Here is a 16,054-nt window from a genome sequence, read left to right as displayed (position 1 = left end):
ACCAGATGCTCCTTTTTTCGGTCAGAGGTGGCGGCGACGGGTGGCGACGTGCCGTTCGTACTGCTCACGGGCCTTGACCGCGGACGGTCGGGTCGCGGTCTCGGCCACGGGAACATCCCACCAGGCTTGCGCCGGGGGCGCTCCCGACACTGTGTCTGCCGTTTCGGTCTCGACGTAGACACAAGTGGGGGTGTCGGCGGCGCGCGCCTCGGCGAGGGCCTCGCGCAGGTCGCCGACGGTCTTGGCGCGCAGGACGCGCATGCCGAGGCTCTCGACGTTGGCGGCGAGGTCGACGGGGAGGGGGGCACCGGAGAAGGTGCCGTCGGGCGCGCGGTAGCGGTAGGCGGTGCCGTACCGCTCGCCGCCGGTCTCCTCGGAGAGGCCGCCGATGGACGCGTACCCGTGGTTCTGGATGAGGAGCATCTTGATCGCGATGCCCTCCTGTACGGCGGTGACGATCTCGGTCGGCATCATCAGGTACGTGCCGTCGCCGACCAGAGCCCAGACGTTCCGCTCGGGAGCGGCGATCTTGACACCGATGGCCGCCGGGATCTCGTACCCCATACAGGAGTACCCGTACTCCAGGTGGTACCCGTCCCTGGAGCGGGCCCGCCACAGCTTGTGCAGGTCGCCGGGGAGGGAGCCGGCCGCGTTGATGACGATGTCGGAGTCGTCGGAGAGGGCGTCCAGTACCCCTAGTACCTGGGTCTGAGTCGGCCGCACGTCCTGCTCGGTCGCCTCGTACGCCGCGTCGACGCGCTGCTCCCAGCGCTCCTTGTCCTGCGTGTACTCGTCTACGTAGCCGGTACTAACGCGGTAGTCCTCAAGAGCTACGGCCAGCTCGGTCAGCGCACTGCGCGCGTCCGCCACCAGCGGGAGGCCGGCGAGCTTGTGGGCGTCGTACCCCGCGATGTTGAGGTTGAGGAAGCGGGCGTCCGTGTTGAAGAGGGTGTTGGAGGCGGTGGTGAAGTCGGTGTAGCGGGTGCCGACGCCGATGATCAGGTCGGCTGTGCGGGCGAGTTCGTCGGCGGTGGCGGTGCCGGTGTGGCCGATCCCGCCCACGTCCTGGGGGTGGTCGTAGGAGAGGGAGCCCTTGCCGGCCTGCGTGGAGGCCACGGGGATACCCGTAGTACTCGCGAGGGATGCGAGCGCCTCCTCCGCGCGGCTGTGGTGGACGCCGCCGCCCGCGACGATCAGGGGGCGCGCGGACGACCGGATCGCCTCGATCGCCGCCGACAGTTCGACGGGGTCGGCGCCGGGGCGTCGTACCGTCCAGACGCGGTCGGCGAAGAACTCGTCCGGCCAGTCGTACGCCTCGGCCTGTACGTCCTGCGGGAGGGCGAGGGTGACGGCGCCGGTCTCGACCGGGTCCGTGAGGACGCGCATCGCCTGGAGGGCGGCCGGGATGAGGGCCTCGGGGCGGGTGACGCGGTCGAAGTACTTCGACACCGGGCGCAGCGCGTCGTTCACCGACACGTCGCCCGCGTACGGGACTTCGAGCTGCTGGAGGACCGGGTCGGCGACACGGGTCGCGAAGATGTCGCCCGGGAGGAGGAGGACCGGGAGGTGGTTCACCGTCGCGAGGGCGGCGCCCGTCACCAGGTTCGTGGCGCCGGGGCCGATCGACGTCGTCACCGCGTGGGCGGAGAGCCGGTTCGACTGGCGGGCGTAGCCGACGGCCGCGTGGACCATCGACTGTTCGTTACGACCCTGGAGGTACGGCATGTGGGTGTCGTACTCAAGTAGGGCCTGGCCGAGGCCCGCCACGTTGCCGTGGCCGAAGATGCCCCAGGTCGCGCTGATCAGCCGCTGCCGCTGTCCGTCGCGTTCGGTGTACTGCGCGGCCAGGAAGCGTACGAGCGCCTGGGCCACTGTGAGCCTGGTGGTCATCGGTAACCCTCCGTGTGGTCCGGGTGGAAGCAGATCCGCCATTCGCGGGTGGCACCCGGTCCGGCCATGACGTTCAGGTAGTACATGTCGTGGCCGGGCTGCGCGATCGACGGGCCGTGCCAGCCGTCGGGTACGAGGACGGCGTCACCCGAGCGGACCTCAGCGAGGATGTCCGCGCCGCCCTCGCGGGAGGGGGACACGCGCTGGTAGCCGATGCCGTGCGGGCCGTCGATCTCGAAGTAGTAGATCTCCTCCAGCTCGGCTTCCTCGCCCGGCCGGTGCTCGTCGTGCTTGTGCGGTGGGTACGACGACCAGTTGCCGCCGGGGGTGATGACCTCGACGGCGATCAGCTTGTCGCAGTCGAAGGCGTCGGCCGAGGCGAAGTTGCGGACGTGGCGCAGCCGGTTGCCGCTGCCGCGTGCTTCGAGGGGGACCTCCGGTGCGGGGCCGTAGCGGGCGGGGAGTCGTCGCTCGCACTTCGCTCCTGCCAGGGCGAAGCGGCCTCCCGCACCGGAGGCGATCGTTGCCTGGGCGTCCCGGGGAACGTACGCGAAGTCGGTGACGCCCGCGAAAACGCTCTCCCTGCCCAGGAGTTGGAACTGTTTTCCCTCTGTTTGCACGGTACATCCGCCTTCGAGGGGGAGCACGATCCACTCCGTGTCCCCGGTCTCGAAGGTGTGGGTGCCGTCCGGCCCCAACTCGACGATACGCAGTGCGCTGTAACCCCAACCCGCACTCTTCGGGTCGATGTGGAGCGCGTAATCGCCTTGCGCGGACGCGCCGTTGGGTACGTAGAGATCGTTGTTCATGCGGCCCTCACAGCAGTCCTACGGCGGTGTCCACGGCGGCGGTGACGTCCCCGTCCGCCGGGTAGAGCAGCGAGCGGCCGACCACCAGGCCCCGGACGGTGGGGAGTTGGAGGGCGCCGCGCCACTTCTCGTACGCGCCGTCCTGGTCGCCGCCGACCTCGCCGCCGAGCAGGACGGCGGGGAGCGTGGACGTCTCCATGACCTGGGCCATGTCGTCGGGGTTGTCGGTGACGGGGAGCTTCAGCCAGGTGTAGGCCGAAGTGCCGCCCAGGCCCGAGGCGATGGCGATCGAGCGGGTGACCGCTTCTGCCGAGAGGTCGTTCCTGACCTTGCCCTCGGGAGTGCGGCTGCTGATGAACGGCTCGACGAACAGCGGGAGTTGACGGGCCGCCATGTCGTCGATCGCGCGGGCCGTGGTCTCCAGGGTGGTGAGGGAGCCCGGGTCGTCGTAGTCGATGCGCAGGAGGAGTTTGCCCGCGTCGAAGTTCAACCGCTCGATGTCCTCGGCGCGGTGGCCGGTGAAGCGGTCGTCCATCTCGAAGACCGAGCCCTGGAGGCCGCCCCGGTTCATCGAGCCCATGACGACCTTGCCGTCGAGGGCGCCGAGCAGCAGCAGGTCGTCGAGGATGTCGGCGGTCGCGAGGACGCCGTCCACGCCGGGGCGGCTCAGCGCGAGGCACAGCCGTTCGAGGAGGTCGGCGCGGTTCGCCATGGCGAGTTTGTCGCCGCCGACGCCGAGGGCGCCGCGCGCGGGGTGGTCGGCCGCGACGATCATCAGGCGGCCGGTGCCGTTCACGAGGGGGCGGCGGGTGCGGGACGCTGCCGCTTCGGCGACCGCCTGGGGGCGTTCGGTGCGGAGGCGGACGATCTCGCCGATGTCCACGGCTACGGGGCTCATCGGCCCTCTCCGGTCTGGGTGTTGGGGGTGGCGTCGGTGCCAGGTGTGTTCAAGGCGCCGGTGCTGGGAGCCGCCGTCTGTACCGCCGCGCCCGCCGCTCCCGAGATCTCCGGCGTGACCTCGCCCGCCTCGACCGCCGCCTCGATCTCGGCGGTTGTCGGCATCGCCGAGCTGCACTCCAGGCGGGAGGCGACGATCGCGCCGGCCGCGTTGGCGTGGCGCATGATCTTCTCCAGGTCCCAGCCTTCGAGGAGGCCGTGGCAGAGGGAGCCGCCGAAGGCGTCGCCCGCGCCGAGGCCGTTGAGGACGTTCACCGGCAGCGGCGGGACCTCGGCCTCCTCGCCCTTGCTGTTGACCGCGAGGACACCCTTGGGTCCCTGCTTGACGACGGCGAGTTCGACGCCCGCGTCCAGCAACGCCCTTGCTGCGGCCCGGGGTTCACGGACGCCGGTCGCGACCTCTACCTCGTCGAGGTTCCCGACGGCGACGGTCGTGTGCTTCAACGCCTCGGTGTAGAAGGGGCGTGCGGTCTCCGGGTCGGACCAGAACATGGGGCGCCAGTCGAGGTCGAAGACCGTCGTACCGGCCTTCGCGCGGTGGGTGAGCGCCGCGAGGGTCGCCGTACGGCTGGGCTCCTCGCTGAGGCCCGTGCCCGTCACCCAGAACAGGCGGGCTTCCTGAAGGGCCGTCAAGTCGAGGTCTCGGGCGTCGAGTTCGAGGTCCGGGGCCTTGGGGCGGCGGTAGAAGTAGAGGGGGAAGTCGTCCGGCGGGAAGACCTCGCAGAAGGTGACCGGGGTCGGCAGGCCGGCGACCGGGGTGACCCAGCGGTCGTCGACGCCGAAGCGGCGCAGCTCCTCGTGGAGGTAGGTGCCGAACGGGTCGTCGCCGGTGCGGGTGATCACGGCCGTACGCCGGCCCAGGCGGGCCGCCGCGACCGCGACGTTCGTCGCCGAACCGCCCAGGAACTTCCCGAACGAGGTGACCTGCGGGAGTGGGACGCCCGTCTGGAGCGGATAGAGGTCCACTCCGATCCGTCCCATGGTGATCAGGTCGTACGCCATCGGGTTCCCTTCGCGTCGGCTCTCCACGGCATTCGGCTCCGCAACCGTTTTCTAGTCCGGGTCTCCGAGCCCTGTCAATACTTTGTCCAGACATTCGGACCAGGTCTTGACACCGTTCCGGGGGACACCGCACGCTGACGGCCATGACGACGTTGTCCTCATCCCCCTCACTCTCCCGTATCCGGATCGGTTCGGCCCCCGACAGCTGGGGCGTCTGGTTCCCGGACGACCCCGCCCAGGTGCCCTGGCAGCGGTTCCTCGACGAGGTGTCCGCGTCCGGGTACGAGTGGATCGAGCTGGGCCCGTACGGGTACCTGCCGACCGACCCCGTGGTCCTCACGCGGGAGATCGCCGAGCGTGGCCTGAAAGTGTCGGCCGGCACGGTCTTCACGGGGCTGCACCACGGTGAGTCCGTCTGGGAGAAGACCTGGGCGCACGTCGCCGACAACGCCGTCCTCGCGCAGGCGATGGGCGCGAAGCACCTCGTCGTCATCCCGTCCTTCTGGCGCGACGACAAGACCGGTGAGGTCCTGGAGCCGGACACGCTGACGCCGGAGCAGTGGCGCAACCTGAACACGCTGACCGAGCGGCTCGGGGAGCGGGTGCGGGACGAGTACGGGCTGAAGATCGTCGTCCACCCGCACGCCGACACGCACATCGACAGCGAGGAGAACGTCGTCCGGTTCCTGGACGGCACCGACTCCTCACTGGTCTCGCTGTGCCTCGACACCGGGCACTACGCGTACTGCGGCGGCGACAGCGTCAAGCTGATCGAGACGTACGGGGAGCGGATCGGGTACCTGCACCTCAAGCAGGTCGACCCCGAGATCCTCGCCGACGTGCGCGCGAAGGGGACGCCGTTCGGGCCGGCCGTCGCGCAGGGCGTCATGTGCGAGCCGCCGACCGGGGTGCCGGAGCTGGGACCGGTCCTTGAGGCCGCCGGGAAGCTGGACGTCGACCTGTTCGCGATCGTCGAGCAGGACATGTACCCGTGCGCGCCGGACAAGCCGCTGCCGATCGCCCAGCGGACGCGGGCGTTCCTGCGGTCCTGCGGGGCGTAGCGGGTCGCCTGTCTGCCGTGTCCGAAACGCGCGCCCCCAGGGAGCGCGTTTCGGACATTTTTCGTCAGCTGTGTCACAAACACCTCACCCATGTCACATATGTCCCGTGTACGCGGGTTTCCGGTCACACGTGATCAACCGGCGCTTCCCCCTGGTCACCCGGCGTCGTTCAGCAGCTCATGACAGACCGTCAGCTCTGGTCCTACAAGGACATCGCCGCCCACATCCGCGTCCAGCCGGACACCGTCCGCTCCTACCGCAAGCACGGGCTCCTGCCGCCCCCGGACCACGTCGAGGGAGGCAAGCCGTTCTGGTACGCCGACACGGTCCGGACGTGGGCCGCGTCGAGACCCCGGAGCCAGACGCGCCGGGACGAGTGAGGTCCCGGGGTCACGTCCACGGTTCGATGACCGTCACTCCCGCGCCAGGCGCCGTTCCCATGGCCTCCAGGGCCCCGGGGACGGCGTCCAGGGCGATCGTCGAGGTGACGAGCCTGTCGGGGCGCAGCAGGCCCGTACGGACCGCCTCCAGCATCTCCGGGTAGGTGTGCGCGGCCATGCCGTGGCTGCCGATCAGGCGCAGTTCCAGGGCGATCACGCGGGCCATCGGGACGGGGGTGGTGCCGGTGTCGGACGGGAGGAGGCCGACCTGGAGGTGACGCCCCTTGCGGCGCAGGGAGTTGACCGAGGCCGCGCAGGTCGCCGGGGAGCCGAGGGCGTCCAGGGAGAGGTGGGCGCCGCCGCCGGTCAGGTCACGGACGTACGCCGCCGTGTCGTCGAGCGTGCTCGCGTCCACGCACTCCGTCGCGCCGAAGGCCCTCGCGAGGTCCAGCGCGCGCGGGCTGACGTCGACGGCCACCACGCGCGCGCCCGAGGCCGCCGCGATCATCACCGCCGACAGGCCGACGCCCCCGCACCCGTGTACGGCGACCCACTCCCCCGCCGCGACGCGGCCCTGCTGCACGACCGCGCGGAACGCCGTCGCGAACCGGCAGCCCAGGGAGGCCGCCGTGGCGTACGAGAGGTCCTCCGGGACGGCGACGAGGTTGACGTCGGCGTGGTCCAGGGCGACGTACTGCGCGAAGGAGCCCCAGTGCGTGAAGCCGGGCTGCGTCTGGCGCTCGCACACCTGGTGGTCGCCGGCCTGGCAGGCGGGGCAGCTTCCGCAGCCGCACACGAAGGGGACGGTGACGCGGTCCCCCGCGCGCCAGCGGGTGACGTACGGGCCCGTCTCCTCGACGACACCGGCGAGTTCGTGCCCGGGCACGTGCGGGAGGGCTATGTCCGGGTCGTGGCCCATCCACCCGTGCCAGTCGCTACGGCACAGGCCGGTGGCCTCCACCCGGACGACGACGCCGTGCTCCCGCGCGCGCGGGTCGGGCACCTCCCGCACCTCGGCCCGCTCGCCGTACCGCTCGAAGACCACTGCCCGCATGTCGCGCTCCCTTCCGGTCCGACGATCATGCAGGAAGCGGGGGTGAGGGGGTAGGGCGGGATGCGCGCGGGTGGGCCGGGGGGTGCCGTCGGTGATGTACGGGGGCTGCGGGCACGCGCGCGGGACGAACGAGGTGGGCGGCGGGGACGCGGGCGTCTGCGGGCACGCGCGGGAGGAGCAAACCCTTGCCGTCCAGCTCGTCGACCATGACCGTCTGCGGGCACGCGCGCGGGAGGAGCGGGACGGGCTCGGTCGCGCGGATCGCGGGAGCGGGGGCCTGGCCCCGGCGCGGGGTGGCTCGGCCGGCCCGCGCCGGCGTCGGACCCGGGGACCCGGACGCGGGTTGCGTGCCCGCGTGCGGGGCAGCCCGTCCGGCCGATGAGCGACGCCGCCACGCCTGCGCGACTGCGTGCGGGGCGGCCGCCCACGGCGATGAGCCGGCCGGCCCGGTCCTCGCGCCCGCTCGGGGTGGCCCGGCGGCCCGATCGGGCGTGCCCTGTGCTTCCCGTCCCTCCCCGCTCGCGTGTGGGTAGCCCGTGCGCCCCACCCGGACTGCGGTGCCCAGCGCATCACCCTAAAGTGCGACGAAAGCCACCCTCCCCGCCTCCTGAGGGGCCTCTGTGACGCACTCCCCGCCGCCCGGTACGCCCCGCGCGCGTATTCCTGGTCCGCAGCAGCCGCCGCCCACGTATCCGCGCATCCGCGAGGGGCTGTGGAAGCACGCGCTCGCGGGTGGGCTGACGCTGTGGGTGCTGACGGCGCTCACGACGTACGCGACGGGAAACACGACGCTGCTGCCGACGCTGATCCTGCTGGGGAGCTTCCTGGTGCCGGTGACGTTCGTGCTGTGGGCGTACGAGCGGCACGGGCGGGATCTGGGGGTGAGCGTGCTGCTGGGGTGCTTCCTGACCGGGGGGACGCTCGGGGTGCTGGGGGCGTCGCTGATGGAGACGTACCTGCTGCATCCGTCCGCCTGGATGTTCGTCGGCGTGGGCCTGATCGAGGAGGGTGTGAAGCTCGGGGCGCTGATGCTGGTGCTGCGGCGGCAGGTGCGGCTGCGGGGGATGCGGGCGGGGCTGGTGCTGGGGGCGACCGTCGGGTTCGGGTTCGCGGCCCTGGAGAGCGCCGGGTACGCCTTCAACGCGGCCGTGTCGACCCAGGGGGTGGATCTGAGGGCGCTGGTCGAGACGGAGGTCCTCAGAGGGCTGCTGGCGCCGTTCGGGCACGGGCTGTGGACGGCGATCGCCGGGGGCGTGCTGCTGTCGTACCGGATGCCGAACGGGCGCTTCCGGATCGCCGGCCCGGTGGTGGGCGCGTTCCTCGGCGTGTCGCTGTTGCACGCGGTGTGGGACTCGACGCACGGGATCGCGGTGTGGCTGGTCACGCGGCTGACGAGCGTGAACCTGGAGCGTGAGCTGTTCGAGGTGGGGTACCTGGCGGACGCGACCCGGCAGCAGGCGCACCTGTTCACGCTGTTCTCGGTCGGCGGGATGGCCTGTGTCGCGCTGTTCGGGCTGTCGTGGGCACGGTCGCTGGCCCGCCGGGACCCCTCTTGGAGAAATACCCCCTAGGGGTATACAGTCGGAGGAGAAGGAGCACCGTGGGCCCCAACCGGCCCCGCTCCCCCACGCCTTCCCGAGGAGTAACGACATGACCGCCCCTACCGACACCGTCACCGCCGTCTACCAGGTCAGCGGCATGAGCTGCGGCCACTGCGAGGGCTCCGTCTCCGGTGAGATCTCCCAGCTCGACGGCGTCAGCTCGGTGAAGGCCGTCGCCTCCACCGGCGAGGTCACGGTCGTCTCGGCCGCCGCGCTGGACGAGGAGGCCGTCCGCGCGGCCGTCGACGAGGCCGGCTTCGAGCTGGTCGGCCGGGTCTGAGACCCGCCCGAGAGCCACTCCCCCATCCCTCCGACGGGCCGTAGGACCGACCTGGTCAGGTACGGCCCGTCGCGCTTCCTGGAGCACGGAGATGTCCAGCACGCACGCACCGGCGGCCCCGGAGACGGCCGAGGTCGAACTGATCATCGGCGGCATGACCTGCGCGTCCTGCGCCGCCCGGATCGAGAAGAAGCTCAACCGGATGGACGGCGTCGCGGCGACCGTCAACTACGCGACCGAGAAAGCGAAGGTCACCTACCCCCTGGGGGTAGCGGTGACCGATCTGATCGAGACCGTCGTCAAGACCGGGTACACCGCCGAGGAACCCGCGCGCGTGGAGCCCGTTCCGGACACCGACGCCCCTGAGGGCGACGATCCGGAACTCGGCGCCCTGCGCCACCGCCTCCTGGTGTCCGTCGCCCTCGCGCTGCCCGTCATCCTCCTGTCGATGATCCCGTCGCTCCAGTTCGACAACTGGCAGTGGCTGTCCCTCACGCTCGCCGCGCCGGTCGTCGTCTGGGGCGGCTGGCCCTTCCACAAGGCCGCCTGGACGAACCTGCGGCACGGCGCCTCGACGATGGACACGCTGGTGTCGGTCGGTACGGCCGCCGCGTTCGGCTGGTCCCTGTGGGCGCTGTTCTTCGGGGACGCCGGGATGCCCGGGATGCGGCACGGCTTCGACCTGACCGTCTCGCGCGCGGGCGCGTCGTCCGCGCTGTACCTGGAGGTGGCCGCCGGGGTCACCGCGTTCCTGCTGCTCGGGCGGTATCTGGAGGCGCGCGCGAAGAGGCGCTCCGGGGCCGCGCTGCGGGCGCTGATGGAACTGGGCGCCAAGGACGTGGCCGTCCTGCGCGACGGGCGCGAGATACGCGTCCCGATCGGCGACCTGAAAACCGGTGACCGGTTCGTCGTACGGCCCGGGGAGAAGGTCGCGACCGACGGGGTGGTCGTCGAGGGGGCGTCCGCCGTGGACGCGTCGATGCTGACCGGGGAGTCCGTGCCGGTGGACATCGGGCCCGGGGATGGTGTCACCGGGGCGACCGTCAACGCCGGGGGGCGGCTCGTCGTCGAGGCCACGCGCGTGGGCGCGGACACGCAGCTCGCGCGGATGGCGCGGCTCGTGGAGGACGCGCAGAGCGGGAAGGCGCAGGTGCAGCGGCTGGCCGACCGGATCTCCGGCGTGTTCGTGCCGGCCGTGCTGCTGATCGCCGCCGCGACCTTCGGGGGGTGGCTGGGGGCGACCGGTGACACGGTGGCCGCGTTCACCGCCGCCGTCGCCGTCCTGATCATCGCCTGCCCGTGCGCGCTGGGGCTCGCGACGCCGACCGCGCTGCTCGTGGGCACCGGTCGGGGCGCCCAGCTCGGGATCCTCATCAAGGGGCCCGAGGTGCTGGAGTCGACCCGGCGCGTGGACACGGTCGTCCTGGACAAGACCGGGACCGTGACGACGGGCCGGATGACGCTCCAGGACGTGTACGCCGGCGAGGGGACCGACGAGGAGCAGGTGCTGCGGCTCGCGGGGGCCCTGGAGCACGCCTCCGAGCACCCCGTCGCCCGGGCCATCGCCTCAGGGGCCGCTGAGCGGGTCGGGGAGCTGCCCGAGGTGTCCGGGTTCGAGAACGTGCCCGGGAGGGGCGTACGGGGCCGTGTGGACGGCCTGGAGGTGGTCGCCGGGCGACTCTTCGAGGAGGTGCCCGAGGAGCTGGCCCGGGTCCGGGACGAGGCCGAGCGCGCGGGCCGTACCGCCGTCGTCGTCGGGTGGGGCGGGCGGGCCCGGGGCGTACTCTCCGTCGCGGACGCCGTGAAGGAGACCAGCGCGGACGCCGTGCGCGCGCTGCGCGGGCTCGGGCTCACGCCGGTACTGCTCACCGGGGACAACCGGGTCGTCGCCGCCTCCGTCGCCGCGCAGGTCGGGATCGACGAGGTGGTCTCCGAGGTGCTGCCCGAGGACAAGGTGGCCGCCGTCCAGCGGCTCCAGGGGCAGGGGCGGGTCGTCGCGATGGTCGGGGACGGGGTCAACGACGCCGCCGCGCTCGCGCAGGCCGACCTCGGGCTCGCGATGGGGACCGGGACCGACGCGGCCATCGAAGCCGGTGACCTGACGCTCGTGCGCGGGGACCTGCGCGTCGCCGCCGACGCGATCCGGCTCTCCCGCAGGACCCTCTCGATCATCAAGGGCAACCTCGTGTGGGCGTTCGGCTACAACGTCGCCGCGCTGCCGCTCGCCGCGGCCGGGCTGCTCAATCCGATGATCGCCGGGGCCGCGATGGCCTTCTCCTCGGTGTTCGTCGTCACGAACAGCCTCCGGCTGCGTACGTTCCGCTGAAGACCGGAGGGAGTTACCAGAGGTTACAGTGAAGTTGTTCAATTTGATACAACCGGATATGACAATCCCCCTGGAGTCCGGGCAGCGCCTCACATAAGCTCTTCACAAGGCTCGCGCATCTTCACCACGCGAGAGCCCCGGTCGCCGTATCCGGTCACTCGCACACCAAACGGGACATGCGCGAGAGACACAGATCACAGTGATGTGAACGTAACCATCGAAGGGGTTCGAAGGTCTAAGTTGACGGTGTCAGGAAGCGTCTTGGGGGGCGCCGACTGGCATCTGGGGATGTCTTGGGGGACCTCCCCGGAGATGCGTTGCCGGGACACGTACAACGGGAAGCTTTGAGCGGCCCTCCCAGCGTGCGCGTCCCGGCAGATCGCAGACCCTGACGGTGCGGCGACTTTTGCTCGTTCCGCTCACGCACAACCGCATATGCAGTACACAGCACAGCGATTCAGGCGCTGTCCTCCGAAACGCCCGGCCGGATCCCGTGGGGGGAATCCGCACCGGGACATGGGAAGGCGCCCTGGACGTCGGCCCGTGGGGGGACCGGCGCCAGGGCGCCTTCTGCTGTCCGGGGGCGTTTTCGCCGACGCGGGCCTAGATCGCGAAGTGCCACACCGTCAGCATGTACGCGCCGTACCAGGAGCCGAAGAGGGCCGCCGCGGCCAGTGCGGTGATCGCCGTGCTGGTGCGTACGCGCGCGAGGGCTCGGGACACCGGGATGACGAAGATCAGCGCCGGGATCAGGAGGCGCAGCTTCGAGTGGTAGAAGTTGCTCTGGCCGAGGGTGATCACGAGGACGACCGTGCCGTAGACCGCGAGTGGGGGCCAGACGCGGTCGCGCCAGGCCGCTGCGGTGGCCGCGATCAGGGCCAGGAGCAGGAGGGCCGTGCTGACCGGGACCCAGCCGTCCGATTTCGTGAAGGTGTCGCCCAGAAAGCCGAAGAAGGCGCTGCCGTTGTCCCAGCGGGTGCCCCAGCCCGCTTCCTGGATCTCGAACCAGGCGTCCGCCTCGCCGGTGCGCAGGGCGACCCACAGGACGTACGCGGGGACGCCGCAGTAGGAGAGCAGGAGGGCCGTGAGGGGGCGCCAGGTGATACGGCCCTCGCGGCGGAAGTGGAGGACCACGGCGACGCCCAGGGCGGCCATGAGGGCCACCGCGACGGGGCGGGTGAGACCGGCGAGGAGGATCAGGGCGCCGGCCGTCAGCCATGCCTTGCGGTGGATCGCCAGGAGGGCCGCCGCCGCGAACGCGAGGAACAGGGACTCGCTGTAGGACATCAGGAAGACGAGCGCCATGGGCTGGGCGCAGGCGACGAGGAAGGTCGCGATGTGGGCCGTACGGCGGTCGTAGAGGTCCAGGAGGAGGCGGTGCAGGCATATCAGCGCGGCTATGAGCGCGAGGTGCGCGGCGACCAGGCCGGCCGTGTCGTAGTCCAGGAACGTCAGCGTGTGGACCGTACGGACGAGGAGCGGGTACGCCGGGAAGAAGGCCAGGGTGCCGCCCTGGAGGCCGTTCTGCGTGATCGCGAAGTCGTGGGGGTAGCCGTTGCGCGCTATGTCCAGGAACCACTGCCCGTCCCAGGCGATCAGCCGGTCGTGCACGCTCTGGTCGCCGGGCGGGTTCAGGAGGGCGAGCAGGACGAGGTGCAGGACGAGGGAGACCCCGTACACGGCGAGGGGGAAGCGGGCCGCGCGGGCGGCGCGGTGCCATCGGGTGAGGCGGGGGCGGCTGTTCCAGGGGTCCGTGTGCGGGGGCGGCTCGGGGGCGCGCACCTCGGGCGGGAGGGGGCCCCGGGCCGGCAGCGGGAGGGGGGTGGGCGGCATGGCGGGAGTTCGCAATTCTTTCTTCGGGAATGCGCCGGGCGGGAATTGAGGGGTGGTCAGCCGGGTCCCGGGCTCGGATAGGGGCGGGAATCCGGGGGCGGCAGGCGGTGTCCGGGGGGAAGTCCGAGCGGGCTCGCATTCGGTGGGGAATAGGGGCGGGGCACGCTGGGGTGACCCGCCGGAATCACCAGCGCGACCGCGAGGAGTAACAGCGAGGCGGCAGCGCACGAGCCGAGAAGAAGGGCTCTGATCGGGTGCGACGGCATGACGGCAGCTCCGGGCGTGGAACGGTGGGGGGTCTCCAGGAACCGGATATCGCGGGGGCGGCGCGGCATTCTTTCGCGTCCTCGCGATGAGATGTTCGATCATCTCACGCGAATGATCGAGGAAATAGTCCGTCAGGTTACTTGAAGTGTAAAGCTTCGATCCCGGTTGTGAATTGATGGTGAAAAGTGAGCCTCGTTCCGATACTGATCGGTCGCTTTTCCGGACGGCCCGGAACCACTCGTTCACACCCCGTTGTCAGACCCGGGCGGTACCTTCGGATCATGTCCGGTCAGGTGGGGAACTCTTCGGGTCAGCGGCAGGTGACGACCCTCGAAGGCGTGCTGGAGCGCATCACGTACGCGAACGAGGAGAACGGCTACACGATCGCGCGCGTGGACACCGGCAGAGGCGCCGGTGATCTTCTCACGGTCGTCGGCGCGCTCCTCGGCGCGCAGGTCGGGGAGTCGCTGCGGATGGAGGGCCGCTGGGGCTCCCACCCGCAGTACGGCAAGCAGTTCACCGTCGAGAACTACACGACCGTCCTGCCCGCGACCGTCCAGGGCATCCGGCGCTATCTGGGCTCCGGCCTGGTCAAGGGCATCGGCCCGGTCTTCGCCGACCGCATCACCCAGCACTTCGGCGTCGACACCCTCAGGATCATCGAGGAGGAGCCGAAGCGCCTGATCGAGGTGCCGGGCCTCGGCCCGAAGCGGACGAAGAAGATCGCCGACGCCTGGGAGGAGCAGAAGGCGATCAAGGAGGTCATGCTCTTCCTCCAGACCGTCGAGGTGTCGACGTCCATCGCGGTGCGCATCTACAAGAAGTACGGCGACGCCTCGATCTCCGTCGTCAAGAACCAGCCCTACCGCCTCGCCGCCGACGTCTGGGGCATCGGTTTCCTCACCGCCGACAAGATCGCCCAGTCCGTCGGCATCCCGCACGACAGCCCCGAGCGCGTGAAGGCGGGCCTCCAGTACGCCCTGTCGCAATCCGCCGACCAGGGCAACTGCTACCTCCCCGAGGAGCGCCTCATCGCGGACGCGGTGAAGCTCCTCCAGGTCGACACCGGGCTCGTCATCGAGTGCCTGGCGGAACTGGCGGCACCCCCCGAGGACGGCGAGGACCCGGGCGTCGTCCGCGAGAAGGTCCCCGGTCCGGACGGGGAGCCGGTGACGGCCGTCTACCTGGTGCCGTTCCACCGCGCCGAACTGTCCCTCGCCGGGCAGGTGCTGCGGCTGCTGCGCACCGACGAGGACCGGATGCCGGGCTTCCGGGACGTCGTCTGGGACAAGGCGCTGGAGTGGCTGAAGCGGCGTACGGGCGCGGAGCTGGCGCCCGAGCAGGAGGCGGCCGTCCGGCTCGCGCTGAGCGAGAAGGTCGCGGTGCTGACGGGCGGGCCGGGGTGCGGGAAGTCGTTCACCGTGCGGTCGATCGTGGAGCTGGCGCGCGCGAAGAAGGCGAAGGTACTGCTGGCCGCGCCGACCGGGCGCGCGGCGAAGCGGCTCGCGGAGCTGACCGGCGCGGAGGCGTCCACCGTCCACCGGCTGCTCGAACTGAAGCCGGGCGGGGACGCGGCGTACGACCGGGACCGTCCGCTGGACGCGGACCTGGTCGTCGTCGACGAGGCGTCGATGCTGGACCTGCTGCTCGCGAACAAGCTGGTGAAGGCGGTGCCCCCGGGCGCGCACCTGCTGTTCGTGGGGGACGTCGACCAGTTGCCCAGCGTGGGCGCGGGCGAGGTGCTGCGGGATCTGCTCGCCGAGGGCGGGCCGGTGCCGGCGGTGCGCCTCACGCGCGTGTTCCGGCAGGCCCAGCAGTCGGGGGTGGTGACCAACGCGCACCGCATCAACGCCGGGGAGCATCCGGTGACCGACGGGATGAAGGACTTCTTCCTGTTCGTGGAGGACGACACCGAGGAGGCGGGGAAGCTCGCGGTGGACGTGGCCGCGCGGCGGATACCGGCCAAGTTCGGGCTCGATCCGCGGCGCGACGTACAGGTCCTGGCGCCCATGCACCGGGGGCCCGCGGGGGCCGGGAACCTCAACGGGCTGCTCCAGCAGGTGATCACGCCCGGCCGGCCCGACGTACCCGAACGGCGTGTCGGTGGGCGGGTGTTCCGGGTCGGGGACAAGGTCACGCAGGTGCGCAACAACTACGACAAGGGGGCGAACGGGGTCTTCAACGGGACGGTCGGTGTCATCACCTCACTCGACCCGGTGGAACAGAGCCTCACGGTGCTGACGGACGAGGACGAGGAGGTGCCGTACGACTTCGACGAGCTGGACGAACTGGCGCACGCGTACGCCGTCACCATCCACCGGTCGCAGGGCAGCGAGTATCCCGCGGTTGTGATTCCCGTCACGACGGGGGCATGGATGATGCTCCAGCGGAACCTGCTGTATACGGCCGTCACGCGGGCGAAGCGGCTGGTCGTGCTCGTGGGGTCGCGCAAGGCGATCGGGCAGGCCGTCCGGACGGTCTCCGCCGGGAGGCGGTGCACGGCGCTGGACTTCAGACTGGCGAACGGGTGAGCGGGCGCACCGGAGGGCATGACCCCTCGCACGCCTACCCTGTGAAGTCGTGGGAAAAAATGA

At 71.0% G+C, this 16,054-nt stretch carries 12 protein-coding genes; 6 read left to right on the top strand and 6 right to left on the bottom strand.

What is annotated here, in order from left to right; all coding sequences use genetic code 11:
* Positions 1-21 precede the first annotated feature (21 nt).
* From iolD to iolC, 4 genes are read right to left on the bottom strand one after another with little or no spacing between them, the layout of a single operon-like run.
* The gene (iolD, locus tag ACLZOT_RS40975; protein ID WP_416974290.1) at positions 22-1,890 is read right to left on the bottom strand and encodes a 3D-(3,5/4)-trihydroxycyclohexane-1,2-dione acylhydrolase (decyclizing); all 1,869 of its coding nucleotides are present in this window, start codon (positions 1,888-1,890) and stop codon (positions 22-24) included.
* A complete protein-coding gene (gene iolB, locus ACLZOT_RS40970) occupies positions 1,887-2,699 on the bottom strand; it encodes a 5-deoxy-glucuronate isomerase (protein ID WP_416974289.1) in 813 nt (270 codons plus the stop codon). The genes iolD and iolB overlap by 4 nt, the downstream gene beginning before the upstream one ends.
* Positions 2,700-2,706: 7 nt before the next feature.
* Positions 2,707-3,597 (bottom strand): deoxyribose-phosphate aldolase, encoded by an 891-nt coding sequence (locus ACLZOT_RS40965; protein ID WP_416974288.1) that lies wholly within the window; start codon positions 3,595-3,597, stop codon positions 2,707-2,709.
* Entirely contained in the window at positions 3,594-4,658 is a 1,065-nt protein-coding gene (gene iolC, locus ACLZOT_RS40960; RefSeq protein ID WP_416974287.1) for a 5-dehydro-2-deoxygluconokinase, read from the bottom strand. The genes ACLZOT_RS40965 and iolC overlap by 4 nt, the downstream gene beginning before the upstream one ends.
* Positions 4,659-4,801: 143 nt before the next feature.
* Between iolC and ACLZOT_RS40955 the strand changes: the two genes are divergently transcribed.
* Positions 4,802-5,719, top strand: coding sequence for a sugar phosphate isomerase/epimerase family protein (locus tag ACLZOT_RS40955; protein WP_416974286.1), 918 nt, complete (start codon positions 4,802-4,804; stop codon positions 5,717-5,719).
* A gap of 179 nt (positions 5,720-5,898) precedes the next feature.
* A complete protein-coding gene (locus tag ACLZOT_RS40950; protein WP_416974285.1) occupies positions 5,899-6,099 on the top strand; it encodes a helix-turn-helix transcriptional regulator in 201 nt (66 codons plus the stop codon).
* A 10-nt stretch (positions 6,100-6,109) separates the two neighbouring features.
* Here ACLZOT_RS40950 and ACLZOT_RS40945 read toward each other — a convergent pair whose 3' ends face one another.
* Positions 6,110-7,153: a zinc-dependent alcohol dehydrogenase family protein gene (locus ACLZOT_RS40945; RefSeq protein WP_416974284.1), complete on the bottom strand. Its 1,044-nt coding sequence runs from the start codon at positions 7,151-7,153 to the stop codon at positions 6,110-6,112.
* A gap of 620 nt (positions 7,154-7,773) precedes the next feature.
* On the opposite strand from ACLZOT_RS40945, the gene ACLZOT_RS40940 reads away from it, so the two are divergent.
* The 3 genes from ACLZOT_RS40940 (at position 7,774) to ACLZOT_RS40930 (ending at position 11,360) form a co-directional block, all read left to right on the top strand.
* On the top strand, positions 7,774-8,724 hold the full coding sequence (locus ACLZOT_RS40940; RefSeq protein ID WP_416974283.1) for a PrsW family intramembrane metalloprotease: 951 nt from the start codon (positions 7,774-7,776) through the stop codon (positions 8,722-8,724).
* 79 nt (positions 8,725-8,803) lie between these two features.
* Positions 8,804-9,034 (top strand): heavy-metal-associated domain-containing protein, encoded by a 231-nt coding sequence (locus ACLZOT_RS40935; protein ID WP_416974282.1) that lies wholly within the window; start codon positions 8,804-8,806, stop codon positions 9,032-9,034.
* A 91-nt stretch (positions 9,035-9,125) separates the two neighbouring features.
* On the top strand, positions 9,126-11,360 hold the full coding sequence (locus ACLZOT_RS40930) for a heavy metal translocating P-type ATPase (protein ID WP_416974281.1): 2,235 nt from the start codon (positions 9,126-9,128) through the stop codon (positions 11,358-11,360).
* 603 nt (positions 11,361-11,963) lie between these two features.
* On the opposite strand, the gene ACLZOT_RS40925 is transcribed toward ACLZOT_RS40930, so the two are convergent.
* Complete coding sequence (locus ACLZOT_RS40925; protein WP_416974280.1) at positions 11,964-13,193, bottom strand: mannosyltransferase family protein; 1,230 nt, start codon at positions 13,191-13,193, stop codon at positions 11,964-11,966.
* A 548-nt stretch (positions 13,194-13,741) separates the two neighbouring features.
* Between ACLZOT_RS40925 and ACLZOT_RS40920 the strand changes: the two genes are divergently transcribed.
* Entirely contained in the window at positions 13,742-15,991 is a 2,250-nt protein-coding gene (locus ACLZOT_RS40920; RefSeq protein WP_416974279.1) for an ATP-dependent RecD-like DNA helicase, read from the top strand.
* Positions 15,992-16,054: the final 63 nt, after the last annotated feature.

It is taken from the genome of Streptomyces sp. 4F14 (assembly GCF_048159485.1).
Classification (GTDB): domain Bacteria; phylum Actinomycetota; class Actinomycetes; order Streptomycetales; family Streptomycetaceae; genus Streptomyces.
Note: the sequence above shows the minus strand (reverse complement) of the source record. Positions and strands in the feature narration are given on the sequence as shown.